Genomic DNA, 25904 nt, shown 5'->3' with positions numbered 1-25904 from the left:
AAAGTAAGTTACCTTCTAATTGCCCTGATTCCATAAAGAGCATAACAAATAGACCTATCTCCGTAGGCACTTTCACGCTCATTACAAAATCCGTATTAATTTAAAAATAAATTAATTAATTAGCAATTAGTTGGTTCCATAAACTTACTTTCCCTCCCCAAAAATTTTCTTTATTATCTCACTTTTTTATATTTTTGTAAATAGGCAGAGCGGTGGCCCCGGGTCCCATTACCCTCTCAAAAATGCAACGGTTTCTGCTATCCCCTGTTCATAGGATGTGTGCTGCCGCTTGCCCAACAATCCATCCACCTTTTCTCCAGAGAGAATGGTAGGTTCCGAGTTAATATACTGCATCTCCAACGCCTCACGCATCCCCTTCCCTGCAAAAAGGGAGAATACGGCAAACATCGTTTTTGAAATGGAGTACAGCCCCTTTTCTTCTCCCAGCTGCCTTTTTAGGATCTGCTCTACTTCGTTCCCGGTTATCGGTGCGACGGCAGGTATATTCCAATTTTGGCCGTATGCTTCATCAAGACTGGCCAAGTCGACCATCGCTTTCGCCCCATCCCTGGTATACATGAATTCACGTACAACATTCTTCGGACCGACAAATCCCGCTTTTTTCTTTTTCAAAAGCTGTTCTAATGTGAAGTGGATATAGGTGTTGGTAGCATTCGGTCCATAAAAGTCGGGAAAATGGCAGATAAGTGCCGGAACAGAAGATTGCTTGATCATGCGGTCCATTTCTAAGCGCAGTTTGCCTTTTCGTGTATGAGGATGTTTTTCTCTATCTTCGGTCAGAAATGTACCGCCACTTTTTCCGTAGGCATAGATATTGTCTACCACGGCCAACCTTGCGTTGTTTTGTTCCGCTGCAAGGATGATGTTTCCTGTAATCGTACTTAATTTATGCTTCCACTCTTCATACGGAATGTTTAAAGCATGAAATATGATTTCACTACCCTTCGCAGCATGAATAAGCTGGTCTTTATTTTCTGCGTCCCCAGTATGGATCTTTACAAGTTCCTTATCGCCAAATAAACCGTCCAACTTCTCTTTCCCTCTTGCAAATGCAACGACCTCTATCCCCCGGCTAACCAACTCCATGACAAGAGCATACCCCATTCCTCCAGAAGCACCTACCACCATTGCCTTTTCCATTAAAAGTCCCCCTTTAATTAACCACTGGTCAAATACTCCCAAAAAATTTTATCCTATTGATTTCAGGATAAAATTCACGTGCGATTGTGCAAGGTTCTCAACTTCCGCGTAAGTTTCATCACAACGGCAGTAATGACTGACAAACCCGTGTAGTGCCAGGAATATTGACCATGTCTGCTGGATCGTGATCTCTTTGTTGCTTAGCTGGATAAGCGCTTGAGCAAATTTTTCATAGGATTCGTTGGGTCCCTTGTTCACGTAGCTCTTGACTTCCTCATCCTCAAGCAGAAACATCATTTCATACTGGCTTTTATGACTCAGGCCGAATTGAATGAAGGCGAGAAGAATCCCCCTCAATTTCCCTATGTTATCCACATCCTGATCCATCACTTCATCCAGCCACTGATCCAACAGCTTAAAATCCGTTTCGATCATGGCATAGAACAATTCTGCTTTATTTTTGAAATGGTAGTAGATGGAGCCGTGACTGTACCCAAGCTCAGACGCAATCTGCCTCATGGACACCTGCTGATAGCCCTTCTTCCGAAAAAGCTCCCGTGCCGCCGCCATCACCATTTCCTTCGTTAACTCCTGTGCTACTGCTTTTCTCGGTGACATACATTACTCATCCTTTTTATTGACCAGTGTTTAATTAAATAGTACTCCGTTCATGATGTGGATGTCAAGGGATTTTTTACCAATAAGAGGGACGGACCTCCGCTTAGCTGGAGGTCCGTCCCTCTTAATTATTTACCCAAAAAACCACCCTCTGATTTGATCAGCTGCCCGGTGATCCATCCTGAGTCATCGCTTGCTAAAAATCGGATTAACTTCGCTGCATCCTCGGGTTCACCTAAACGTCCCATTGGAAACATCGGAAGTAATTGGTCCCTTAACTCCTCATTGATCCACCCTGAGTCGGTCGGACCGGGATCAATGGAATTGACGGTGATGCCGATCGGTGCGAGGCCAACGGATAATGGCTCCGTGATGGCGATCAACATTCCCTTTGATGCGATATAGGCAAGGTTATTGGGATCCGGCCCCTTTGAAACCATGTTGATGATCCGCCCGTCTTTTCTTTCAGGAAACGCTACTTCATATCTCTTCGCAAACTCCATCGTCAGCATGAGGGTACCGCTATTGTTCACTTGATAATGCTTATCCAGAATGTCTTTATTCAACGTCCGGAAATTAGCCGGTGATTCGAATGTGGCATTGTTCACTAGTATACTTGGTGTTCCCAGAGTTTCCTCCACCCGCTCCATTATTCGACGAGGCGATCCGTCTTCGCTCAGGTCAACCTCCATATGAAAGGCCCGTACGCCCATTTGTTTTAATTCTTCACATAAGGCATCCGGAAACTCATTCTCTACTCCATTCCCACTCGCCTCATCAAAAGAGGTCCAATGGGTAAGAAATATATCAGCCCCGGCATCAGCAAGCGAACGGCAAATCGCTGCCCCTATCCCTTTTGAGCGACTCGCTCCTGTCACGATCGCCACTTTTCCTTTTAGATTGGTCATTTCATCTTCCTCCTATTTTGAAAGGAAACTAAATGGTGTCACTAAGAGATGTATCTATCCCGGTACAAAAAAAGCGGATACAAAGGTATCCACTCCGGGTGTCGGGTATTCAATCACACCAGGTGCTCCTTGTATATGATGGTTAAACAGACACACTTCTCCCATCAAGTGATAGGATCATTGTCTATTAATCTCGTTCATCATTACAAGATTGTCCACATGTCTGATTGAAGTCCCCTTTCGTCTACACCTCTCACTTTGAAGTATAATGGAATTTTTTTCAATAGACAATCTATGGTTTTCGAAAAAGTTTCCTTTGTTTCATATAATCAACCGCCTTGGTCTTATTCTTCTGCACAGAGACATACTCTGCTTCCTTTTTCTCCCGATAAAAGGAATGAAATCGTTCCTCAGAAAGATTGCCATCCGCAATGGCTTTCTGGACGGCACAGTCCGCTTCGTGAACATGTGCGCAGTTAGAGAACTTACAACCCTTTGATCGTTCTGTGATATCATCATAACCTACCAACTCGAGATCTTTCCTATTAGAAGACAATGTGCAACTTCCTTCCTCTCATTTAATGAATTTGACACTACACGCCAAGCTTTCACCATCATAAATCCATCTTCGCAAACTGCCAGAAGAAAAAAGCCCAGAAAAGAATTTCTGAGCTCTTCAAATCAATTTCCCGTACCGCCACCGGAGTCACGACCGCCTCCCATCGTGTAATTCCGATCTTCACCCGGTTTAGCATCAGGATGGATTCCCTGCACATGCCGGTCATTCCCTCTCTTCTTACGCCTGATATCAATGAGTAACGCGAATAATAACGTGCCTGTAATCAAGATCACAAACCACCACATCATTCATCACCCCTTATACAGAGTATGAAGGCACATTGAATTTATCTCTTATTTCGATATCAATTGGATGGTGCTTCCCCGCATCAAAAATCGATATAAAACGGGTGTTTCGTTTCATCCAAACAGTATTCGATTCTCTCCCTGAAGTTCTTCCAATTGACCATATCCAAGGCCTCCTCAACCGGAAAGAACGCGACTTCAAGACTTTCCGAAGAAGTTGTCGGTTTCCCTCCGACCGGCCTGGCTAAAAACAGTGTGTTACAGATCGAACGGCTTACATTCTGAAACACCCCGCAAAATTTGACTATTTCAATATCGATCCCACTTTCTTCCTTCGTTTCCCGGATGGCCGCTTCCTTCAGTGACTCGCCTTCTTCCACTTGTCCTCCCGGCATTTCCCATCCTCTTCGGGGTCCTTTGATTAACAGGATTTCCCCTTTTTCATTCTGTACGATGGTCGCTGCTGAGATGATGTGTTTGGGTGGTGAATAAATAGTTTGTGTAGGTTGATTATTTGGAATCAAGAAACTTCTCCTCCTCTTTCTTATTACTACCAATTATTTCAAAAAAGAAAAAAGAACTCAATCGTTGTTTTTATAAAAACTGGAAAATCGTGATACTGGTTCCCGGTTTTATTTTTACCTGGTATGAGGCACTGCTTTTCATGATAGGCATGCTTATTGGTTAAGCTATCCAATCGCTATCAAGTCTCCAAAACAATATCAGCACTTTCCCATGGACGAAAGGTATTCATATAATAATCTTCAGCCTTCCAATATCTCTTTGCAAACTTGTCCCGGTTCTGTTTAGCAGTCTCTGCTTCCCGCATAAACCTCTTTTCCCGGGGGCAATCCAAAAAGATGAGTTGGTGATAGAAGTCTGCCCATTCCTTCCTTTGGAGAAAGACACCCTCCACGATGATGAGACCCGACTCAGGAAGCGTAATCGTTCTACAATCTCGGGTATCCGTATCTGGATCATAATACGGAAGGGTGATTTCCTTGTCCTGTTTCAGCTTTCTAAAAAAGTTTTCTCTTAACCAACGAACGTCCCATTGCAGGTGAAAATATTCATACCACTCTTCAAATCCAGTATGATACCGTTGACTGCGTTCAACGATGTGGTCATCGATATGAAAGATATGGTGATAGATCTTTTCTTTTTTCAGGCTATCCCTCAGTTGTTCCACGAACGTTGTTTTTCCAGAACGGCTTAAGCCGTCTATTCCTAAGATGGTTCTGTCATTGGATTGAATCGTAGCCAGGAGTTCCTTTATATCAAATTGGGTTTTCATAATGTTCTCCCTATTTTTTATAGAATCAGTCGCTCTGCAAGGTCGCATCGATTGCTTATATTTCTTCCTTCTCTCATAAAAACCCCAAGTTTCATGTATGAAATGGCTCTTTTTTTAAAATAGCGGACTTTGAGGGATGTATGAGTATGCGGCAAGAAGTATGGAGGTCGTTCGAGTACAGTTATGATCCCGTTTTAGCCACATTTGATCCGGATTCAGGATTTATGAACCGGAATCAGGATTTATGAACCGGTTTTCAATGTTTATGGTCCACTTTTTTAATATATGAACATCTTGTCGAATATTCTTTATATAGGTTCAAGGTCCGTCCCTCTATCATTAAAAGCTGTCTTCATATATCACTGTGCGATCTTGATTGTAGATTGATAGGTGAAGTTCGTTGTGGATGGTGAGATTTCTTTTGCTTTTATCATAAAATAAGATCAATCCACGTTTACCTTGTAATGGTTGAGTGACCGTTGTGCCGTCATGAAACTTAACCTCGACTTCCTTTGCTTCGTCGAGGAGGCGCTCATCATTTATGATCACATGGGCATGGGGCATTCCGGTACTGCTCAATCCGAGGTTCACTTTTTGTTCGTCGTTCCCACTCCAACCGACATAGTCTTCTATCAACTTATCATTCTCGTTGTTGGAAAGATAATAGATCCCATTTTGAAGTAATAGGATGGTCGCGTCCTTTGTTTCTTCGATGGTTAAGGGATCGATATTATGTTCGCTGATAAAGTCATCCACTTCCTGTCTGGAAGGAGAAGTATAGTTGGTGTGTGCTTCTTGATTGGAACACCCGATGAGGGGAAAACCCACTAGTAAAAAGGCTATGAGTATTCTTTTCATAGAACGTTTCCTGCAGTCACATAGTCTACTAACTCCTGAACGGCTCCGGTACATACTTCAACCTCTGGCAAATGATAGAATGTCGTTGTTTGAGCAAAGTCACTTACTTCGTCATGAGGGGAATATAAGATGACTCGTTTATTGAGGCCAAGAGCTATCCCTAGTTCAACATGACTCCCTTTTCCCCCGGGCAACAAAACGAGGAGGACATCGGATTTGATGATGGCCTGTTTTTCCTTTTCACCAATCTTTTTCAGCTCCTCAACGGTCGAAGCCCTGCTATTCTGAGTCCAGTCATATGTATGGATATACCCTTTTCGTTTCAAACGTTCACTGACATCTCGTACTTGCTTTATGTTATGAAAGCTTGAGGCAACATAAAAGTTCATGTGATGCTCCTTTCTAATTGAAATCACAACCTGATTTTACCATAATATCTCAATTAAAAAAGGGGAACACCCGCTCAACCAGGAAGCTCCCTTCAGAATTTGCAGGATGGAAAAAAGGATGCTTACCCACCCGTATAAACACTTGCACAAGTTCCGGCTGCCGGCTCATAATAACAATGATTTTTAAATTGACCGGAAAAAGGTTGATCGTACCAGGTTGGGGGACATGGGGCATAGGGGTTGAAATACCAAAGAGCATATTTCGCCGGGTGCTGGGCCCAATAATCCAAATTCTTTTTGGCTAATCTTTTTTCAACCGACCTCGCTCTGTTATAAAAGAGATTCCCTTTTTGAACGGCTTCAAAGGAGTAATTTCCTCCCTGCACATGAAAAATGACCTGCCGGATACTTCTCACCTTTTTAAAATCTAAACAATCCGCTTTCGCACGATTCACGATGACATTTCCGACATACAACATCCCTTGTTTTCCTTCGCCCTCGGCTTCCGCTCGCATCATCCTCGCCATCAAAGCAACATCTGCATCTGTGTATTTGACTCTTGGCATTTTTTTCACCTCAGAAACATTTTATGAAAAAAGCCCACTTTGATGTCATTATTTATAAAATAGGAGCGGTTAGTTTTTTAAAATTTGATAAAAACTTTGTCCCATTCGACTTGGCTGAAGTCACTATCACTACTCAAACATTAAAAGCCTTGGATCCTTGCCACCATGCACCAGTATAGAATGTAGCTGTCCTCTATGATGGATGCCAATGCAATCTCGGCCTTTGTTGAATGAGCGCTCGACACTTACCTCTTCTTCCGTTCATTTCCCCTTTTAAGATTTTCACTTGTTTCCCTTCATATTCGATGAAAACAGATTGATCTTTATTGATCCGATACTGAAAAGGAGCTTCACCTAAACGGTTTCTTTTGTCGGTATTGTCCATGTTTATCCTCCATTTGTTGTATCTTCTGGTTATTCATCGTGCGCTGTGATTTCCGTATAATCACTTCCAGCAATGATTTCATGCTCATTCATGCTTGTCCATTTTCCAATCGATACTTCTGGATGTTTCTCTATATAGCTCTGAACGATTTCAAATCCGATTTTATAGTTGGCCCATTGTGGAATACCTTTTGAAGGATTTCCGCTTCTGAGACCTAAGTAAAGTCTTGGATCGCCTGTATCCCCGATTTCCATTAATTCCTTCACTATTTTTTCTTTTGTTTCTGCATTCATCGGTTCTTTCCAGGGTACTTCGATTTGTGGATAGAGGCTACTTGCAAACACATCTGCTTTCCCTTCCATCACAACGGCACCCAATATATTGTGCATCATGCCTTCATTGCTTTCTCCCTCAATGGCATGGTTATATTCGTGGGCAACCGTATACTTCAATATGTCTTTATCGAATGATGCCGAAAGCTTCAACACAATCACATTCTCGGCCAAGACGATTCCTTCGACACCACCCATTTCTTCCACAGTGAACGTGTCTTCAGGATTTGCCGGTAAGATAAAAATTTTCTTATTGTCTCCCGGAAGCTGCTTTGCCGATTTGATTAACGCTTCCTTGATGATCTGATCGGTGGAATCTTTATCCCTTATCAAGTCAGCGATTGTTTCTTCTAACTTGTCCAAATCATTCGTGTGCTCAAAAGGATAAGCTAAGCTGAAACCTTCCATATCGGACAGCTCTTTGAATGGTTCAAAAACCTGGTCAATGTACACCGTCTCATTGCTGCTTCCAGATTTCTCCCGGACGCTGCTAATGTATTCCTTCATTTCATCATACATGTAAATAATCTCGAACTCCTGTTCATCTTGTGTGAATGTAATCGGAGCTTCCTGTTTTTTCTGATGCACCGGTTGATCATTTGAACAGCTTATGAATAACAACGATATCAATGATATGAGTAGTGTCTTTCCTAATGGTTTCATTCTTCTCTCTCCTTTCAGATTAAAATGCGCATATTCATTATAAAGCAGGGATAAAATTCCATTTTATTACTTCTATACGTATATTTTTGGGAAAAGTTTCATTCTTCCATTAAAAAAGCATGAACCTGGTGGGAACATGCTTTTCTAATAGATATAGGATATTATTCTATTTTTTATAGAGGAGTGTCGGTGACAGTCTGAAAGGATTCAGACCCTAATTTCATAATAGGGATTCTTGTCGTTTCTATCGAGGTTCATCCTTCTGATCCTTACCAGGCCATCTTCGCTTCGACCAAGTCGGATAGTGTTTTTTCAGCTTGATAGAATCCGTATAGTGGTTGATTGTTTAATATGATTTTATTTGCTTTTTTCAGATAGCTTCTCGCTTCTTGATGATGATTCTGCAGATGGGCAATGATGGCTTTGCCTCTGTAGTAGGAGACGGGTTCTATGTTGGAAAGCGAGTTCTGAAGTTGAGTGATTTCATGGGTGTTGGCTTCACCGTGTAAAAAGTGGGATAACTGCTTCATATGAATGAGAAATGTCATGTGAAATTTATTTTTTCTCGTGATGGGAATCTCACGATATGGAGACATGGCTTCTTCAGCGGATGGAAAGCCATGCTGCTCAATTTCAAAGTAGTAGTTCATCAAGAAAAACTGCACATTCTCCTCTACTGGTTCCTTTTGTTTTGCTTCTTGTATAAAATCCCGATTCCATTCAAGAGGATGCTTTCTACTGAGCATCTCTCTCATGATAACTAATTCTTCCATTAACCTGCCTGCTTCCTCATTCTTTTTCATCAATGTGAGGAGAATATAGCCGTCGGTCCGCATACTTGTTTTCAGGGGCACAATAGTAGCGGCGAATATACAGGCATTCATGATGGCAAGAAAGAAGAAAAACTCATAGGATAGCACTCCGTATAATAGATAAAAGATGATTCCTGCTAAAAACGATAGAATCGGTCCACCTGCTGCAAATGCTGCCCATTTAGGGATAAGGGCTTCCTTATCTATACGGGGCGGCACCATCATGGCCACTCCACCAAAGAAAAACCAGCGCTTATTTCCTCTTAATTTGATACCATTTTTCGTTTGTTCAAATTGGATCGGCCCGAATGCTAAAAAACCAAATTCAAACCCATTCCACCTCCCTGCCATCACATGACCGAGTTCATGCAGACCAACCGCAAGCAACCATGCCAGGAAAAGACCTCCGATCACGGCAGTCATTTCCCTCGTTGGCTCGTTCCAAACCCCTATTGAAAAAAGGAAAAACCCGAGAAGAGATACCCATTTTGGCGTAAAGAAAGACTTCATTTTTAAAAACTCCCAACTCATTTTTTCATAAAAGCAATCACCATGGCATGGTGATTGCTCATCCTTACTATTAGTTCATCACCCATTTATCCTTCAAGAATAGGATTCTGCCAATCACAAATATGACTAGCATAAAGAGAAGGTTGCTTCCGAACGTCAGGAAGAGATGCTGATAATCGATTACACCCATGAACAGTTCTTTAAATTGGCTGAACAGGTTCAGGACCGGAATGGCAAAGTGTTGGAAAGATAGTTCATTCAGTCCAACATTCGTGATGATCATACCGGGAAAGGCTGCGAGCATCATGATCGGCGCGCTATAGCTTTGTGCTTCCTTGACGGTTTTCCCGATAATGCTGGTGATCATTTGCAGTGAGGCAACGAACACTGCATACACGATGGTGAGAAGCAGGGAAAGGATGATGATCATATACACATTATCTCCAAAGGATACGGCCGCTTTAAGGTTTTCTGTAAAGAGGCTGATTTCAATCGCCAGCACGATCAGCGTTACGATTCCCGTGACCACACCCACTGTCGAGATGGTCAACCATTTTGCCAACAGAAGAGTAGAACGTTTGACCGGTGTCATGAGTAAGGCTTCCATCGTCTTCTTCTCTTTTTCACCGGCAAACAAATCCGCTGCAGATGGACCCGTTCCCACCCCTATAGAAATAGCCAATATCAATGGGACAAGGAAGGCCAGTAGGAACATGCTTGTGTCATCATCTGACATTTCCTGTTGAGTGATGACAAAGGGCTCAATGAGTGAAAGGTCCGTCCCTTGAGATTCCAGCCTCTCAGCTGTCACTTGTTTCTCATAGGCGGTCAATGCATTAGTGACAATATTCATAAGGTTACTGGATTTTTGGCTTAAGGAGTCGCCGATGATGGTTACATCTGCTTCTTTTCCTTGTTCAATGTTACGTATGAAATTAGGACTTACAATCATGGCGGCAAGGGCATCCCCCTCTTCAAGGGACTTTTCGGGATCAGCAGCCTTCACGATATCAATCGCTTCATACCCTGAAAATAGATCTGTCACTTCTGTACTAACAGTTGAATCGACGGCAAGGGTGTACGTTTCCCCTTCGTCATCGGAAACCATATTTTCATAGAAGAATACAAGCCCGCTCATCATGAAGATGGGCAGAAGGACCGTCAGCAACAGGGTTCTCCGATCGCGGAAGCTGTCCTTCAATTCTTTCAAATAGATATTAAGAAGCATAGTGTTCATCCCCTCTCACCAGCTTGCTCATAAAGATATAGTTCAGATCCCGGCTCTTTTCTGTTTGGTAGAGGTGCTCGATGTCGCCGTGATACACCAATTCCCCTTTATGCATCATCGCTACCTTGTCGCATAGCAAGGACACTTCCTCCATGATGTGACTGGAGAAGACAATCGTCTTTCCTTCGCGCTTCAGCTGATGGACGAGCTGGCGAAAGACGTTGGAAGATGTAATGTCCAATCCTGTCGTTGGTTCATCGAACAGGATGATGTCAGGATTGTGGATCAACGTTCTCGCGATGGCAACCTTCTGGCGCATTCCTTTCGAGAAGCCGGAAACTCTCCGGTCAAGATAATCCCTCATGCCGAACATCCTTGCCAGATCATCGATGCGCACCTTCGTTTCGTGCTTGCTCAATCCATATAACAGGGCAAAGTATTGAAGATTTTCCCGGGCGGTCAATCGGTCATAGAGTCCTGTTTCCCCTCCGAATAGCACACCGATTTTCGTCTTGATTTCATTCGGACTCTTGATCGTATCGTATCCCGCTACTTGCACATAGCCCTCGGTAGGCGTCAGAAGGGTCGCGATCGTTCGGAGCAGGGTTGTCTTTCCGGCCCCATTTTCCCCTAACAAACCAACGACCTCACCCTTTTTCACTGAAAAAGAGACATGTTTCAGCGCTGTGACATACTTCTTCTTGTCCTTGAACTGTTTCGTTACTTCGTGTATCTGTATCACTTTCTCTCACCTCATCCATTTATTATCTTAGGTCCATCATACAAACAAATAAGGAAACAATCTCCACTTATGTCGTGAAAAGTCCATTTCATGTCGTGAAAATACCAAATTCTTCTTTGAAAATGGTAAAATAAAGGGACTTCAGAAGATGCGAGGCGAGAAGAAATGAAAATCGGTCTAGTAGACGATCGGATGATAGATTTAGATAAATTGAATGGCATCATTTCCCGCATAGAGAATGTGGAGATTGTCTTCTCCACCACTTCGGCAGAAGAAGCCTATGATCAGATCAAGAAAGAAACGATTGACGTGCTGATAGCCGATATTGAGATGCCTCATTTGTCAGGTTATGAGCTGGCGGATATCATTCATTCCCATGCCCTGAATATTTCCGTGATATTCGTTACGGGAAACAGCGGCTATGCCGTCCATGCCTTTGAATTGAATGTACATGACTACATCATGAAGCCCTATACCAATGATCGATTGATGAAATCCATCGAGCGGCTGATGGAAAAGTCAAGGTCCGCTGAATTGACAGGAAGACTCTATTTAAAGCAAAAGAATGATATCCATATTGTGCAGAAGAAGGACATTGTCTTTATTGAACGTTCCGGTCGATCGACTACGATCTACACCAAGGATGAAGAAATCAAAACCTATCTCACCTTGAATGAACTCGAGGGTGAATTACGCGAGCGGGACTTCATCCGATCCCACCGTTCCTTCATCATCAACATTCACTACGTCAAGAACTTCTCTCTTTATGCGAAAAACTCATATGTGATCACATTTGAAGGACTCGACAAGCAGGCCATGATTACAAAGGAAAAGGTCGATTTCCTGCAAAAATATTACTTTTAAAAGGTGGAAACGCTGTGAATTTTTATTGGGTTACACTCATCCTGCTCGGATTCGTGCATCTGCATGCACTTCTTTTGAATCTGCCTTGGGATGTCCCTTTCTATATAACATTTCTAGTAGTCTCACTCACTCTGTATATACTTTTTAGAAAAATACGGATCTCTTTCTTTAAACCAGATCTGAAGTGGAACGTTGCCCTTTTTCTCATACAGCTCCTCCTGTTGCTCCCTTACCTTGTGATGAAGACTTCCTGGTTTTACGGAGTATTTCTGGTGGTGTTCATGGGTATGGAATGTGTAAGGTGGGAAGTGTCAAATCGAATCGAACAGCTCTATAAAGAAAATGGCCAATTTGAAGAAGAGCGCGCTCAACTCATGGAAACCTTCCGTATCGTTCGCAGTGAGCGGCATGATTTTCTCAAGCATGTTTCCTCCATCCACTACATGCTCGAAAACCGGCACCATGAAGAGGCCACAGCCTACCTTGATGATTTGGTGGACGGGTATGAGGAGACGAATCTTTCCATTAAGGGTGAACGTGGAAGTATAGCAGGCATCCTACATCAAATGTACAGCCAGGGAAAGGCTTCGGGGGTGACGATGATTTACGATGTGGACATGCCCCTATCCACCCTGCCCATTCCGGATAAAAAGTTGGTGACACTACTTGGAAACCTGTTATCCAACAGCATCGATGCTTCCATTGAATGGCAGAATCACTACGGCAAATCATCAAACGTCACTCTTCAGTTCTACAAACGAAGCGGGCTGTACGTGCTGATCTGTCAAAATCCGAGCCTTCCGATTCCGATCCACATTCTGGATAAGCTTTATCAGAGCTACGGCCACACCACAAAGGGGGAGAAACACGAAGGGCTCGGTACCAGGGTCATTCAGGACACGGTGACCGATCACCAAGGGTTACTGGACTTCGTATATCGAGATGAAGAATTCACGGTGAAGATTAAATTTCCGGCCATACATTAGAAGTTTTATTGTATTTCATGTAAAGGTCCGTCCCTCGGATGTTTTCCAGTGTGCTCCATAAAGTTTTATCGAAATAATAAAGGGAAAAGAGAAGCTATGATCAATCACTTGAGAGGAGGAATTCCCATCTTTGGAGATTCGGGAGTTGCGTTATTTATCATCATACCGATGGCCGTTATCCTGGTCCTTATTGTAGCTACGATCCTCTTTTTTAAAAGGAAATCAGTGAAGGATAAGAATTTTTAAGGTTTCTGAGGTCAGGACGGGGTCATTGGGAATTCATAAATAAAGGGTTGGCCGAAGAGTCATGAATGCGACTTTCTGGCCAGCCCTTTTTAGCATTAATTCACTCTGGAAATCCATCATAGATAGAAAGAAAGTTAAAACATCATTCATGGATGTTGTTTTATGATCACAATCTTTCTGTACATCCCATGGAACATTACTGGGATGTCCTCTTTCACAGATAACGTTCCTTTATATTTTTCAACTAGCGCCTCGAAGCTCAGACCAATATCGGTACCGGCTAATTTGATCAGCGGCCTGAGAACCTTTTTAATAGGAGAAAGTCCTCTTCCTTCAGGCGCAAACTTATCGAAGAGGATCAACTCACCATCCTTCTTCAACACCCTGATCATTTCCTTGAGGCACTGATCTGCATCAGGTACGACGGATAGAATAAGACTCCCGATTACCACATCGAATTGATGATCGCGAAAGCTCATCTTCTGTGCATCCATTTTCAGAAATTGTACCCGGGAGTCCGGGAATTTCTTTCTGGCTTTTTCAAGCATTTCATTTGAATAGTCAATCGCGGTAATATTCAATGACTGATGATGGATCCATTCCAGGTCAGCTCCTGTGCCTACACCAACAAATAAGATTCGTTGATTTTCTTGAAATGCCTCTCCTTGAAATACCTGTTGCCGGGCTTTACGGAATACACCTGAGTTAAAAAACGTATCGTATATGGGAGACCAGAGTTTATATACCCATTCATTCCAACGATTGTTCATGATAAAACACCTCCCAAAATGACAAGGTCGATCATCAGTCTTATCTAATGCAAACACTTTGTGACCACGGTCTCTCCAACCTTGAATGATGAATTGCCTCATTGGATTTATGTGAAGAATGAGGAAGCCGTAGTTATTGGGCGGGACTCCCTTTTTGATCGTTTATTCTTTTCTGCGCCAGCCACGTACGGATCATGCTTGGAACGCCCGCTGCCATACTGACCATAAAACTCCACATGACATAGCGCCAATCCCCTGTGAACAGCGACACACCGATGAAAAATGCCAGTTGACCAACAAGCGCAAACCAGGAAGCAATCCATGCAAATTTCATATTTCCCTTCACTCAGACTCCTCCTTTCCACTTAAAATTAAACTATATGACCCTTCTCTTCCAATTATTTCAAAACATTTCCCCTAACTCAATCACTTTTATAAAATAAAAAAGAGGGACGGACCTTGCACTTCTGATTTGAAGTACAAGGTCCGTCCCTTTGTATGATCAATTTAAGACGGTTCGCTACTATAGAGGTCCGCTTCTATATGTTCAAAGAATGGACTCGGATCGCCTACGCTGAATAGCTGCAGCTCGTGCATGGCCCTTGTGCAGGCTGTGTAGAACAAGCGGCTGAGGCTTTCGTCACCATAGGATTGGGCGGATGCGTCATAAAGGATGACGGCGTCAAATTCGATTCCTTTTGCCAGGTAGGCCGGGATGACGATCACGCCCTGTTCGTATTCAAGGGAAGCGCTTTTCATGAGCTTGATGTCTTCTACACCGCTTAAGGAGGCGTATGCGGCTCCACTTTCTTTCGCAGATTTACAAATGACGGCTATGGAATGGTAGTCCCGGTCCTGCCATTCTTGTATTTTCGCTGCAATTCGTTCGTGAAGTTCATCGTGATCAGCGACCTGGGTGAGCACCGGTTTTTCCCCGTTTCGGTCAAATGGAGCTATCTGGTCACCGCCAGGCACAAGCCGGCGTGTGAACTCGATGATCGGCTTGGTCGACCGGTAACTCTGATTCAAGTTGATCACGTTGGTTTCATCTTGTCCGTAGAGTCCGGTCAGTGTGCTGAAATCCACATGCTCACGTGCATGGGCAAAGATGGCCTGATTAAAGTCGCCGAGCACGGTCATTTTGGCTGAAGGAAATAGACGCTTAATGAATTCGAATTGAAAAGGTGAATAGTCCTGAGCTTCGTCGATGAGCACATGCTTAATCGACGTATTGGACTGAAAGCCGAGTATCAGCTCTTTTAACAATAAAAAAGGCGTCGCATCCTCGTAGGACAATTCCCCTTCCTCGAGCATGTTCACAGTCGAACGGCAAATATCCTCCCACTCTTCAGGAATCTCCCCGTTCCATAAGGTGGAGATGTTCACAGGATCCACAAAAAGCTGAAGATACATTCCTTTCACGTCCACATATTGAAATCTCTCGATCGCTTTGCGCAGTCCCTTGAATTTCCTGCGAACAGTCAATCGGGCCAACGCCTCATACTCGATTTCATAATCATTCGAAGGATTTTTCTTCTGCAGGTGCTGATGCGCTTTGTGATAGTCCTCATTGTTCATCAGTTCGATTTCTTCTTCGACCCAAGGCTTGCTCCGTTCAATCTTCTCTGCTTCATCGATCTGTTGGTTGATCCAGTCTGTCAATTTCTCCAGCCTGTTATGAAAACGAAAGGACGTATCGTTGGTGTAAAAATGTTCCTCGATTTGCCTTGCTGTGACGATTGGTTTTCCCCGAAACTTAATTCCTTTGAATCGCATCCCGGATTGCTCCAGTGACGTTCTGTATAATTTAATGATGTCAAAGAAGTCCGTCGATGCCTTGAAAGAAATACTTGCCGTCCGGGTCCGGTACGAGGGGTCATCCATTTCGGTCAGGACGTATTCCAATTGACTGTATGGTCCCTCCAATTCGAACTCCTTACTCAATCGATGATCCAAATATTCCTGAAAGGTCACCTGCTCCATATTCTCTTCACCAAGCTCAGGCAGTACGTTCGATACATAGCTGTTGAACATGGCGTTCGGAGAGAACAGAATGATTTGATCCGCCTTGAGGGTGCCTCGATATTTATATAATAAATACGCAATCCGCTGAAGGGCGGCCGATGTTTTCCCGCTGCCCGCTGCACCTTGTACGATGAGGAGCCGGCCGTGATCGTGCCTGATGATCTGATTCTGCTTCTGCTGGATGGTCGCCACGATGCTGTTCATATGGGTATCCGTCCGCTTCCCAAGCACCTCCTGCAAAACTTCATCCCCAATCGTCAGGCTGGTATCGAACATGGAGTCGATGACGCCGTCCCGGATGAGATACTGCCATTTTTTCTCAAGCGTCCCTCTGACTATGCCACCGGGTGTGGCGTATTCTGCGGGACCTGGCGGATAATCATAATAAACGCTCGAAATCGGAGCGCGCCAATCATAGACCAGGAAATCATCCCCACTATGATCCGTGAGGGTGGCAATGCCGATATAGATCTTTTCCGACTCCGATTCTCCTTCTTCGGTAATATCAATGCGTCCGAAATAAGGCTTGCCCTTCATGCGTTGTAGAGCAGATAGCTTTTTTACTGCCTGTCTGTGAGTGCTTTGACTGACGGTCAACACTTGTGCCTGCTGCCTCAAACTGAGGACGGTTTCCAGAAAATCATCGAAGGTATCCGTATTCACCTTGACCTCATCCCAGAAGTGTTTACGGATCTCCACCACTTCCTCTTGTCGTCGTCCGGTTTCATCCTCCAGGCGTCCGATTTGCTCCACAATTGTCTCAATGACACGGTCCACACGTTCCTGCTCCTGCCGAATTTCAAGATTCATCCAAGCACTCCTTTTCCTAAAAAAATTGAGGGTTGACGAAAGAGTAAATTATGTTATATAATTATTATTGAGGTAATATGTTTTAATTTACTCAGCTTAAGCGTTTCTGTTCTAATTTATCACAAATTCCCATTCTAATCAATATAAATTTAAAGACTGTTGGACGATCGATTTTCGTTTGGCAGTCTTTTTTGTGAGAAAAAGAGGGACGGACCTCATGCCTTCATTTGAAAGCACAAGGTCCGTCCCTAAGCACTATAAAAATCCTTTCCCCATAGCAACATAACTTTCCATAATCTGTGCAGGCACTAAGTTCCCACCTGTCGCCCACACTAGATGAGTCGCTTGAGTTAATTGAGTTCTAGTTAACGAAAGGGATTCAAGATGCTCTCGTATCTGTATAGAGGTTGGGCCAAGCATCCCGGCAAGCGCGGAAGGCTCTAAGGAAATGGATTCTGATTGGTGTAAAAGAGCCAGCATTTTAAATAAGTTCTCATCATTGACTGTATACACGCCGTTCACCAGTTCCTGCACCATCCTTCCTGCTAATGCTGAGGGGCGCCCGACGGCCAGTCCATCGGCTTCTGTCCGATTGCTTAATCCTATATCCTGGACAGAAATCTTTTCATGCTTTCCGGTCGAAAGCCCAAGAAGCATACATGGAGAATTGGTTGGTTCGGCAAAATAACAATGAACATGATCACCAAATACATGCTTCAATCCGTACGTCACCCCTCCAGGTCCACCCCCGACACCGCATGGCAAATACACAATCAATGGATGATCCCGGTCAACAACAATCCCCTTTTCTTCTAACTGCTTTCGCAACCGCAGTGCAGCGACTGCATAGCCCATGAAAAGATCCTTCGAGTTTTCATCATCTATGAAAAAACCATTCGGGTCCTTCATACATTGCTTTCGCCCTTCTTCAACGGCATAGGAGAAATCGTTCTGATGCTCGATCACCGTTACTCCTTTTTCTCTGAGAAGCTCCTTTTTCCACTCTTTCGCTTCACGTGACATATGAACCGTCACATTGAAACCAAGAGCTGCACCGATGGTTCCAATACTTAAGGCTAAGTTCCCCGTCGAGCCTACCGCAATGGAGTACTGTGAAAAGAACTCCTTAAACGAGGGATTGGCTAACACGGAGTAGTCGTCCGTCAATTGAATCATATCGTGTTGAATCAGCAGAGTTTCTGCCAGCTTCAGTACTTCGTAGATTCCCCCTCTGGCTTTAATGGAACCGGCAATGGGCAGCTCATTGTCACATTTCAACAGTAGCTTTCCCGATATGGTAGTTTGATAATATTTTTCCAGTTCTCTCTGCATATCCGGAAGCCATTGGATAGGTGACTCAATGATTCCATTCTTCTCTTCTGTTTCGGGATATACGTGTCTTATGTACGGGGCAAACCGAAGAAGCCTCTTTTCAGCTTCATAGATATCACTCCCCTCTACAGGGTTTGTATCAGAATTGACCCAGGATTTCAGTGATGAGTTTGACCAGAAGGTTTCTTTCATTGCTTTTAGATCGGAAAGTAAAGCAGGTTTCAAGCCGTATGTAGGTTCCATCATTATCTCCCCCTCAATTTACGTTTCATTTTACAGAAGTTTTAGTGCCTTTAGAAGTTTAATGCTGACGATTTCTTGAAGGTGAAAAATAGTCAGCATGACACACTTTGTAGAATTCTATTATTTTTTATCAATTTCCGGGGAAATAGTTGTAGAAATTTGGAGGACAAGGCGACCGCTCCCTCGTCCCGTAACAATCATCATAGTGTATTTGAGTTTGTCGGGACAAGGTGCCTGTCCCTCTGTCCCATTCGATTGGAATGGAGAGCCATTGTGACGCTTATTAGTATAGTGATTGCCCCGATCATTTGCATAGTGCTTACCGACTCTTTCAACACAATGTATCCAACCACCATTGCCACAAACGGTTCAATGTTCAGGAGCAGGGATGTATTCGTAGAACCGATTTCTGATATGCAATGGTTCCAAATAAGCGGGCATATCCCATGCATGATGATCGCTGTAAAAAAAAGCAGCATCCAAATGCTGAAGGGGACGGACCTCAGAAAAGTAACGTCGGAGAATGGCAAAAACACGGTCATCAAGATCAACCCCACCATGGTCGAATAAAAGGTCAATAGAATAGAAGAAAGGTGCCTTGCATATCGTTCTACAAGAATCATGAACACGGAAAATGTAAGCATCGTGAGGAAGATATACCCTTCTCCCATACCGATCACTATGGCCCCTTTCTTCATGATGACCAGGAGCACGCCGAAAAAGCTGAAAAGGCTCCACATCCAGAAAAACGGACTTTTGCGTTCCTTAAATACAACCGAATTGATAAGGGATGTACAAATGGGTGCCGTAGCCAGGATCAAGGCCGCCGTTACGGGCGATGCCGTGGTCAAGCTGGCATAGAAGCTCCAATGATTCAAGGTCACGCCAATGAAACCGATGAAGAGCAGTGGGATGACCATGGATTTCAACGAAGAAAATTGTCTAATTGACTTGTAGAATACGATAAGCAGGAACAGAGTAATAAAAATAAGCCGTAAAAATGCGATTTCCATCGGCTTGAAATAGTGCACTAAAATCGCACCGAAAATAAAATTACTTCCCCAGCATATGACACAAAAAAGGAGGCCCATGTAGAGATACACGGGCTTTCCATTTACCTTTTCTTTCATTTCACCAGCTCATGGGTACTCCAGAGAGACCCATATACCACTTTCCCTTTGTTCATCACGGCCAGTCGTTTCGGTCTTCTGGCAACGACTTCCGCTGATGAAGCAGCGTCAACGAAAATAAAGCTTGCATCATCTTCCACTTTCGGCCACTTGTATTCACCTGTTTTCGTCAATGCCGTTGTTCCGCCAGTTATCCACTTCAGACTGTCCCTTAAGGATACTTCATCACTTCTTCTTGTCACCTGGCCGTATTTATACACTTTCTCTAACACGTCCCCGTGACCAAGCGGACTCCAGGAGTCATAGAATCCATCACACCCAAGATGGACCTTCACTCCATGATCATCCAGGAGCTTGATTGGCGGAAGGGACTTTGTCAAAGGAATGGTCGACATGATTGCCACTCCGTTATCTCTTAACCTCTCTGCCAGTTCAACCTGTTTCACTTCCGGCACCTCCCCGATACAGAAGGCATGACTGATGGCTGTCCGGTTCTGCCAATTCGACTCTTCCACCATATCGATCCACTTATCGATCGTGTAGGTCCCCACATGCCCGCTGTCGTGCAGATGGATGTCTACATCCGCATTAAACTCTGTTGCGATATTCATGGTTTCATAGAGTGATTTTTCAATTGAGCGATCGATTCCTGCAGGGTCGAGGCCACCAACCATGGTGGCTCCATTTCTCATCGCTTCCCTCATCAATGCCGGCACGGAATCTCTTAATAATCCGTGCTGCGGGAAGGCAATGATATCCGCAGTCACCGCATGCTTATACTCTTCCAATGCCTCGATGACACCCTCGAGGTTCTTCAATCCAATGTATGGATCAATGTTTACGTGAGTGCGGATATGCGTTGAACCGTTTGAAAGGATTTCGTCGATCATCCGTTTCGCTCTTTCTTTGGTCGTTGGTGCGAGTTCTGTCAGCTCCTCTGCTTCAAACTGCAATCTTTCTTTCAGGTTTTTAACGGGCTTCGTCGCTTTCCATCCAAGCGTTAGATACGTTTTGTCCAAATGGTTATGCATTTCGTTAAAGGTCGGAATGGCCAAGTGACCTTTTATATCATAGATCACATCAGCAGTCTCGGGTATGGGCTGTGTATGAGGCAGCTGTTGAACGATTTTCCCTTCCTTGACCCCGAGGTGAAAAAGCTCTGTTTTCGTTTCGGTCATGCCTCCATTTTCTATGTTTCCTACTTCAAGCTTCACATTTTTCAACCAGATCATCGAAACGTCTCCCTTCTATTATTTATTGATCAGTACAGATTCAGAGTGAGGCAGCAACACCTTTTCCCCGTTCTTATAAACAGAATCAATTTTTGCTCTCCTTGCCACTGCTTCCGCTGAACAGCTTGCTTCCACCAGGAGGAAGTCTGCTGCGTCCCCTACTTGAGGCCACACCTGTTTCCCCGCATCATCCAACGGCGTGATCCCTCCGGATGCATATTTCCATGTACGGTTGATGGAGTACTCATCGATCAGTCGGAATCGTTCAGCAAGGATATTCAGCTTCTCGATCGTATCCCCGGTTCCAAAAGGTGACCAGTGATCTGTTAAGCTGTCATGACCGACGGATACCTGTAAACCGTACTGATCCAGAGTCGGAACCGGAATGGTTGGACGGTTAATCGGGATCGTCGTGGTAATATCAATCTCTTGATCTTTCAGAGTGGACATCATGTCGGTAAGAGATTGCCCCTCAAGATCACCAAGTGCAATGGCATGACTGATCGTGACACGCCCCTTCAAGTTCGCCTCTCTTGTAAAATCAGCAAGACGTTCAAAGGTGAAAGCGCCAAGTGTGTCCGGGTCATGAAGGTGAATGTCGACACCGGCATTATGCTCTGTGGCAATGTCAAAAGTCGTATAGAGCGATTGATCGATATGTCGGTCAACTGTCGCCGGATCGACTCCCCCGACAAGGGTGGCACCATTTTTCATGGCTTCCCGCATCAGTTCCACTGAATTGCTGCGCAGAAGCCCGTGCTGAGGAAACGCCACAATGTCATAAGTGAGGTGATGTTTATATTTCTCTAATGCTTTAACGGTGACTTCCAGGTGCTTTAAGCCGGAAGTCGGTTCGATGTTGCAGTGCGTCCGGATGTGAGTGTGGCCATTTTGAAGCAGCAGCTCAATCATCTTTTCAGCTCTCTCCTGTGCGTATGGCAATTGCTTGGGAAGCAGCTCCTGTTCTTCTTCTATTCTTGTAAAAATTCCTTTTGTGATCGGACGGCAAGCCTTCCATGGACCACTGAAGTAGGTTTTATCGATATGGATGTGCATTTCACGTAAGGAAGGCAGGATCAACTTTCCTTTTGCATCCAACACGTCCGCTCCAGCTTCAATCTCTGACTCGTCACGTGAGATGGCCGTAATCTTTCCACCTTCTATTTTGACATGGGCATATTCGGTAAGTGTCCCTGTCACGACTTCATTCTCTTTCTCAAAACCGGTTTCCATTCTTACATTTTTCATCCAAATCGTTTTCATAGAATCAACCTCCAAGATTTAGTGTTTACAAGATTACGGATGGTGCTTATCACCACCCGAACCATCCCCTATTCGATCGTTGCGTCATTCACCATTAAGTAGTTGGCGGCACTCAACCAGAAATTCTTCACTTCATTGTTGTACACTGCTAAATGCTCGTAGTTCCGAATCGGAATGTATACCGCTTCTTCCATTTCAATGGTCATCGCTTCTTCATATAATGTCTTTCTGACTTCAGGGTCCACTTCTTTTCTTGCCTGCTCGATGAGATCATCGACTTTTTCATTGGTGTAATAGAAATGGTTTCCTGGTGAACCGTGGGAAGAAGAGTGGAACAAGTTGTATTGGTTGTAGTCTCCATCGCCTGTTGCATTCCCCCAACCACCGATGAACATATCTTGTTCTCCTGTGTCTACGGCTTCAATATACGCACCATATTCAAGCACTTGAATATTCACTTTGATCCCGATTCCCTTCAGCTGGGACTGAATGACTTCCGCCATATTGATCCGTTCTTTACGGTCACTTGTAATCAGTGTCAGCTCAAGACCTTTTTCAAATCCTGCTTCTTTCAAAAGCTCCTTGGCAGAATTCGGGTCATACTCATACGGTTTCACGTTTTCACTATGACCGAATACTTGCGGACTCATGGCAGCATTCGCTAACGTACCCACTCCGTTATAGACACCTTTTATGATTGCTTCTCTTTCAATGGCCATGGAAATAGCCTGTCTTACCTTTACATTATCAAAGGGCTCTTTTTGCGTATTGAATCCGACATATTCGACGGCTAACCCTTCTGTTCGGTACAGATTCAATGTATCGGAGCTTTCGATGCGCTCGATTTCAGTTACGGGCACTTGATCACTGATATGAGCTTCACCCGTTTCAATCATCGCTAAGCGGGTGGCGTCCTCTGGTACTACCTGAAACTCGATTCCATCAATATTCGGCTGTTCTCCCCAATACTCTTCGTTTTTCTCGAGGGTGATGGACTGACCTGACTTCCATGAATTGAAGGCAAATGGCCCGGTTCCAATCGGGTGCTTAGCAAGACTTTCAGGATTGTCTTTCACGGCTTTCGGGCTCATGATGCTTCCTTCGTTACTTGCAAGGATCGATAAGAGAGGTGCATAAGGAGCATCGAGCTTGAACTGCACTTTATATTCATCCAGTACGTTGATTTCTTTGATCATCCCGAGTTTATCCTTTTGAGGAGACCCGGTGTTAGGATCCAATAAGCGGTCGAACGTTACTTTGACTGCCTCTGCGTTAAATTCAGATCCGTCATGGAACATGATTCCCTCATTTAATGTGAATTCCCACGTCGTTTCGTCCGGCTGCTCCCAGCTTTTCGCCAATGACGGAACAATGTTCATTTCTTTATCAAACGTTACAAGGCTCTCGTACACCTTTTGATAAAGTACATTGGCGGACGGAATATCTGTGATGAAGTGGGGGTCCAAATTGGTTGCATCGGATAATCGGACGACCTTCAGTATCCCGCCTTCTGATTCACCGCCTTGTTTGCTTGCGGTTTCACTTTCTACATTACTTGTTGAACACGCCTGGGTGATGAGCATGACCATCACGATCAATAATCCTGCGATCCCCCTGAAATACTTCTTCTTTTCTTTCAATTCCTCCACTCTCCCTTTTCCGTATTGTTGGTGCCTATCTGCATTATAAAAAAGAAAACAGCGAATGATTTTCAATATCTTTACCAACTTTTTAATTATTTTGACAATTCAAACTTATCACCTTCCCTTTCCACGCCTCTTCCTCTATCTTTGAATTACACAAACCATTTCAATGAGGAGGAAACGTCATGTCGACAGAACTTAAAGTTCAAGAAATTCAATCACCCATACTTGAGTCAAAGCCCGGCCTGTTTGAAACAAGAATCAAACCATTTTGGGAAACCTTTTCAAGGAACAAGGCAGCAGTAGTCGGTGGAGGGATCATTCTCTTCTATATTCTCATTGCCCTGTTTGCTCCTTTACTCGCTGTACATGATCCTTATGACATTCAACTGGACAATAAACTCCAGCCCCCGAGTACAGAGCATTGGATGGGGACGGATGATAAAGGACGGGATATCCTAGCCAGGATCCTCTACGGCTCCCGTCTTTCAATGGGGGTCGGTTTTGCCGCAGTCGGCTTCGGTGCTTTCTTTGGCATCATCATGGGGTTGATTTCAGGGTTTTATGGAGGATGGATCGATACCTTCATCAGCAGAATCCTGGATGTCATGCTTGCTTTCCCTGGGATCCTATTGGCTCTTGCCATCATCTCTGCACTGGGACCGAGCCTTGTAAATGTCATGATTGCCGTCGGGGTGTTCTCCATCCCTTTATTTGCAAGGGTTGTACGGGGATCAACGCTTGAAACGAAGAAGCTTGAATATATCGATGCCATTCGTTCGCTTGGAGCCAATGATTTCATCATCATCTTCAGGCACATCCTGCCGAACATTTTATCTCCCATCATCATTCAAGGATCCTTGCGTCTCGCCACCGCCATCCTTTCAGCAGCGGGATTATCCTTCCTTGGATTAGGAGCACAGCCTCCTTCACCTGAATGGGGTACAATGCTGTCCAGCGGAAGGGACTTTTTATTCACGGCTCCCTACATCGCCCTCTTCCCGGGGTTGGCGATTTCCATTCTCGTACTCGGCTTTAATCTTTTCGGGGACGGACTTCGGGACGCGCTTGATCCGAGACTGAAATCATAATAAGGAGGAATAGGAAATGATATTGTACATTTTCAGAAGATTAATAGAAATCATCCCCGTCATATTCGGTGTGACCCTGGTTGTCTTTCTCATCATGCAGATGGTTCCCGGAGACCCGGCTATCATACTTGCAGGGGAAGGTGCCTCGAAAGAAGCGATCAATCAACTACGGACAGAGCTCGGCTTGAACCGACCACTGTATGTTCAATATGGAGAATACATCATGAATGTTTTCCAGGGTGACCTTGGACAATCTCTGAAGAGCCAGCAGCCTGTCATCCAGGAAATCATGACCCGCTTACCGATCACGATTGAACTGGCCTTCTACAGTATTCTCATTACGATTGTCCTTGGAATGACAGCAGGGATCATTTCGGCAGTCAGACCATACTCTGCTACCGATATTTCCGTGATGATCGTCGCTTTATTAGGGATCTCCCTTCCAAGCTTCTTTCTAGGTCTTCTATCCATTTATTTATTCTCTGTAAAACTTCAGCTTTTACCTGTTGCGGGATGGGACAGCATGCTGCACATCATTTTACCGGCCTTTACGCTCGGGGTCGGAGGAGCTGCCATCGTAGCCAGAATGACCCGATCCAGCATGCTTGAGGTCGTAAGGCAGGACTATATCCGTACTGCTCAGGCAAAAGGTTTAAAAAGCTTTGCCATTATCTATAAGCATGCCCTGCGCAATGCCTTGATTCCTGTCATCACGGTGGTCGGCCTTCAGTTTGGGGCACTTCTCGGAGGGACGGTATTAATTGAATCGGTCTTTGCCATCAATGGGCTCGGCCGTATGATCGTTGACTCGATCCGTACACGTGACCTTCCGATGGTTCAGGGCGGAGTACTGGTCGCATCCCTTGTCTTCGTAATCGTCAATTTATTCGTAGATGTTTTATACCGATTCTTTAACAAACGAATTGAACTTAACTAGGA

General features: G+C 44.3%; 27 protein-coding genes. 4 read left to right on the top strand and 23 right to left on the bottom strand.

The window, feature by feature from the left end; genetic code table 11:
• Window positions 1–228: 228 nt before the first annotated feature.
• The 15 genes from DET59_RS14385 to DET59_RS14315 form a co-directional block, all read right to left on the bottom strand.
• Window positions 229–1161, bottom strand: a complete 933-nt coding sequence (locus tag DET59_RS14385) for an NAD(P)H-binding protein (protein WP_113970335.1) — start codon at window positions 1159–1161, stop codon at window positions 229–231.
• Window positions 1162–1209: 48 nt separating this feature from the next.
• Window positions 1210–1779 (bottom strand): TetR/AcrR family transcriptional regulator, encoded by a 570-nt coding sequence (locus tag DET59_RS14380; protein WP_113970334.1) that lies wholly within the window; start codon window positions 1777–1779, stop codon window positions 1210–1212.
• 128 nt (window positions 1780–1907) lie between these two features.
• The gene (locus DET59_RS14375; RefSeq protein ID WP_113970333.1) at window positions 1908–2687 is read right to left on the bottom strand and encodes an SDR family oxidoreductase; all 780 of its coding nucleotides are present in this window, start codon (window positions 2685–2687) and stop codon (window positions 1908–1910) included.
• A 292-nt stretch (window positions 2688–2979) separates the two neighbouring features.
• Window positions 2980–3243, bottom strand: coding sequence for a hypothetical protein (locus DET59_RS14370; protein ID WP_113970332.1), 264 nt, complete (start codon window positions 3241–3243; stop codon window positions 2980–2982).
• A 125-nt stretch (window positions 3244–3368) separates the two neighbouring features.
• Window positions 3369–3554 carry a hypothetical protein gene (locus tag DET59_RS14365; protein WP_258549683.1) on the bottom strand — a complete coding sequence of 62 codons (186 nt, stop codon included), beginning with the start codon at window positions 3552–3554 and terminating at the stop codon, window positions 3369–3371.
• Between the two features lie 80 nt (window positions 3555–3634).
• The gene (locus DET59_RS14360) at window positions 3635–4075 is read right to left on the bottom strand and encodes an NUDIX hydrolase (RefSeq protein ID WP_258549682.1); all 441 of its coding nucleotides are present in this window, start codon (window positions 4073–4075) and stop codon (window positions 3635–3637) included.
• Between the two features lie 179 nt (window positions 4076–4254).
• A complete protein-coding gene (locus DET59_RS14355) occupies window positions 4255–4845 on the bottom strand; it encodes a kinase (protein ID WP_113970330.1) in 591 nt (196 codons plus the stop codon).
• A 339-nt stretch (window positions 4846–5184) separates the two neighbouring features.
• Complete coding sequence (locus tag DET59_RS14350) at window positions 5185–5703, bottom strand: hypothetical protein (RefSeq protein WP_113970329.1); 519 nt, start codon at window positions 5701–5703, stop codon at window positions 5185–5187.
• A complete protein-coding gene (locus tag DET59_RS14345; protein ID WP_113970328.1) occupies window positions 5700–6092 on the bottom strand; it encodes a nucleoside 2-deoxyribosyltransferase in 393 nt (130 codons plus the stop codon). Before DET59_RS14345 ends, DET59_RS14350 begins: the two co-directional genes overlap by 4 nt.
• 122 nt (window positions 6093–6214) lie before the next feature.
• Window positions 6215–6658: a cell wall hydrolase gene (locus DET59_RS14340; RefSeq protein WP_113970327.1), complete on the bottom strand. Its 444-nt coding sequence runs from the start codon at window positions 6656–6658 to the stop codon at window positions 6215–6217.
• Window positions 6659–6851: 193 nt separating this feature from the next.
• Window positions 6852–7043: a hypothetical protein gene (locus DET59_RS14335; RefSeq protein ID WP_113970326.1), complete on the bottom strand. Its 192-nt coding sequence runs from the start codon at window positions 7041–7043 to the stop codon at window positions 6852–6854.
• Between the two features lie 29 nt (window positions 7044–7072).
• Complete coding sequence (locus DET59_RS14330) at window positions 7073–8038, bottom strand: DUF2268 domain-containing putative Zn-dependent protease (protein WP_113970325.1); 966 nt, start codon at window positions 8036–8038, stop codon at window positions 7073–7075.
• A gap of 269 nt (window positions 8039–8307) precedes the next feature.
• Window positions 8308–9360 carry a site-2 protease family protein gene (locus DET59_RS14325; RefSeq protein ID WP_113970324.1) on the bottom strand — a complete coding sequence of 351 codons (1053 nt, stop codon included), beginning with the start codon at window positions 9358–9360 and terminating at the stop codon, window positions 8308–8310.
• A 70-nt stretch (window positions 9361–9430) separates the two neighbouring features.
• Complete coding sequence (locus DET59_RS14320) at window positions 9431–10588, bottom strand: ABC transporter permease (RefSeq protein ID WP_113970323.1); 1158 nt, start codon at window positions 10586–10588, stop codon at window positions 9431–9433.
• Window positions 10578–11330 carry an ABC transporter ATP-binding protein gene (locus tag DET59_RS14315; RefSeq protein ID WP_113970322.1) on the bottom strand — a complete coding sequence of 251 codons (753 nt, stop codon included), beginning with the start codon at window positions 11328–11330 and terminating at the stop codon, window positions 10578–10580. The genes DET59_RS14320 and DET59_RS14315 overlap by 11 nt, the downstream gene beginning before the upstream one ends.
• A 165-nt stretch (window positions 11331–11495) precedes the next feature.
• Between DET59_RS14315 and DET59_RS14310 the strand changes: the two genes are divergently transcribed.
• Entirely contained in the window at window positions 11496–12194 is a 699-nt protein-coding gene (locus DET59_RS14310; protein ID WP_113970321.1) for a LytR/AlgR family response regulator transcription factor, read from the top strand.
• A 14-nt stretch (window positions 12195–12208) separates the two neighbouring features.
• The gene (locus DET59_RS14305; protein ID WP_258549681.1) at window positions 12209–13180 is read left to right on the top strand and encodes a sensor histidine kinase; all 972 of its coding nucleotides are present in this window, start codon (window positions 12209–12211) and stop codon (window positions 13178–13180) included.
• Window positions 13181–13572: 392 nt separating this feature from the next.
• On the opposite strand, the gene DET59_RS14295 is transcribed toward DET59_RS14305, so the two are convergent.
• The 8 genes from DET59_RS14295 to DET59_RS14260 all read right to left on the bottom strand — a co-directional run bounded on the left by DET59_RS14295 (window position 13573) and on the right by DET59_RS14260 (window position 23820).
• On the bottom strand, window positions 13573–14196 hold the full coding sequence (locus tag DET59_RS14295) for a class I SAM-dependent methyltransferase (RefSeq protein ID WP_113970319.1): 624 nt from the start codon (window positions 14194–14196) through the stop codon (window positions 13573–13575).
• Window positions 14197–14329: 133 nt separating this feature from the next.
• Complete coding sequence (locus DET59_RS14290; protein WP_113970318.1) at window positions 14330–14542, bottom strand: hypothetical protein; 213 nt, start codon at window positions 14540–14542, stop codon at window positions 14330–14332.
• A gap of 161 nt (window positions 14543–14703) precedes the next feature.
• Entirely contained in the window at window positions 14704–17031 is a 2328-nt protein-coding gene (gene helD, locus DET59_RS14285) for an RNA polymerase recycling motor HelD (protein WP_113970317.1), read from the bottom strand.
• Between the two features lie 255 nt (window positions 17032–17286).
• Window positions 17287–18609: a D-serine ammonia-lyase gene (locus tag DET59_RS14280; RefSeq protein WP_113970316.1), complete on the bottom strand. Its 1323-nt coding sequence runs from the start codon at window positions 18607–18609 to the stop codon at window positions 17287–17289.
• 197 nt (window positions 18610–18806) lie between these two features.
• Window positions 18807–19736, bottom strand: a complete 930-nt coding sequence (locus DET59_RS14275) for a DMT family transporter (RefSeq protein WP_113970315.1) — start codon at window positions 19734–19736, stop codon at window positions 18807–18809.
• Window positions 19733–20968 carry an amidohydrolase gene (locus tag DET59_RS14270; RefSeq protein ID WP_113970314.1) on the bottom strand — a complete coding sequence of 412 codons (1236 nt, stop codon included), beginning with the start codon at window positions 20966–20968 and terminating at the stop codon, window positions 19733–19735. The genes DET59_RS14275 and DET59_RS14270 overlap by 4 nt, the downstream gene beginning before the upstream one ends.
• An 18-nt stretch (window positions 20969–20986) precedes the next feature.
• On the bottom strand, window positions 20987–22231 hold the full coding sequence (locus tag DET59_RS14265; protein ID WP_113970313.1) for an amidohydrolase family protein: 1245 nt from the start codon (window positions 22229–22231) through the stop codon (window positions 20987–20989).
• A 68-nt stretch (window positions 22232–22299) separates the two neighbouring features.
• Entirely contained in the window at window positions 22300–23820 is a 1521-nt protein-coding gene (locus tag DET59_RS14260; protein WP_181778173.1) for a glutathione ABC transporter substrate-binding protein, read from the bottom strand.
• 239 nt (window positions 23821–24059) lie between these two features.
• Between DET59_RS14260 and DET59_RS14255 the strand changes: the two genes are divergently transcribed.
• Together DET59_RS14255 and DET59_RS14250 are read left to right on the top strand one after the other, a co-directional pair.
• Window positions 24060–24965, top strand: a complete 906-nt coding sequence (locus DET59_RS14255; RefSeq protein ID WP_113970312.1) for an ABC transporter permease — start codon at window positions 24060–24062, stop codon at window positions 24963–24965.
• Window positions 24966–24981: 16 nt separating this feature from the next.
• The gene (locus DET59_RS14250; RefSeq protein ID WP_113970311.1) at window positions 24982–25902 is read left to right on the top strand and encodes an ABC transporter permease; all 921 of its coding nucleotides are present in this window, start codon (window positions 24982–24984) and stop codon (window positions 25900–25902) included.
• Window positions 25903–25904 lie beyond the last annotated feature (2 nt).

The organism is Rossellomorea aquimaris (assembly GCF_003315075.1).
Classification (GTDB): domain Bacteria; phylum Bacillota; class Bacilli; order Bacillales; family Bacillaceae_B; genus Rossellomorea; species Rossellomorea aquimaris_C.
This window is presented reverse-complemented; position numbering and strand designations above follow the sequence as displayed.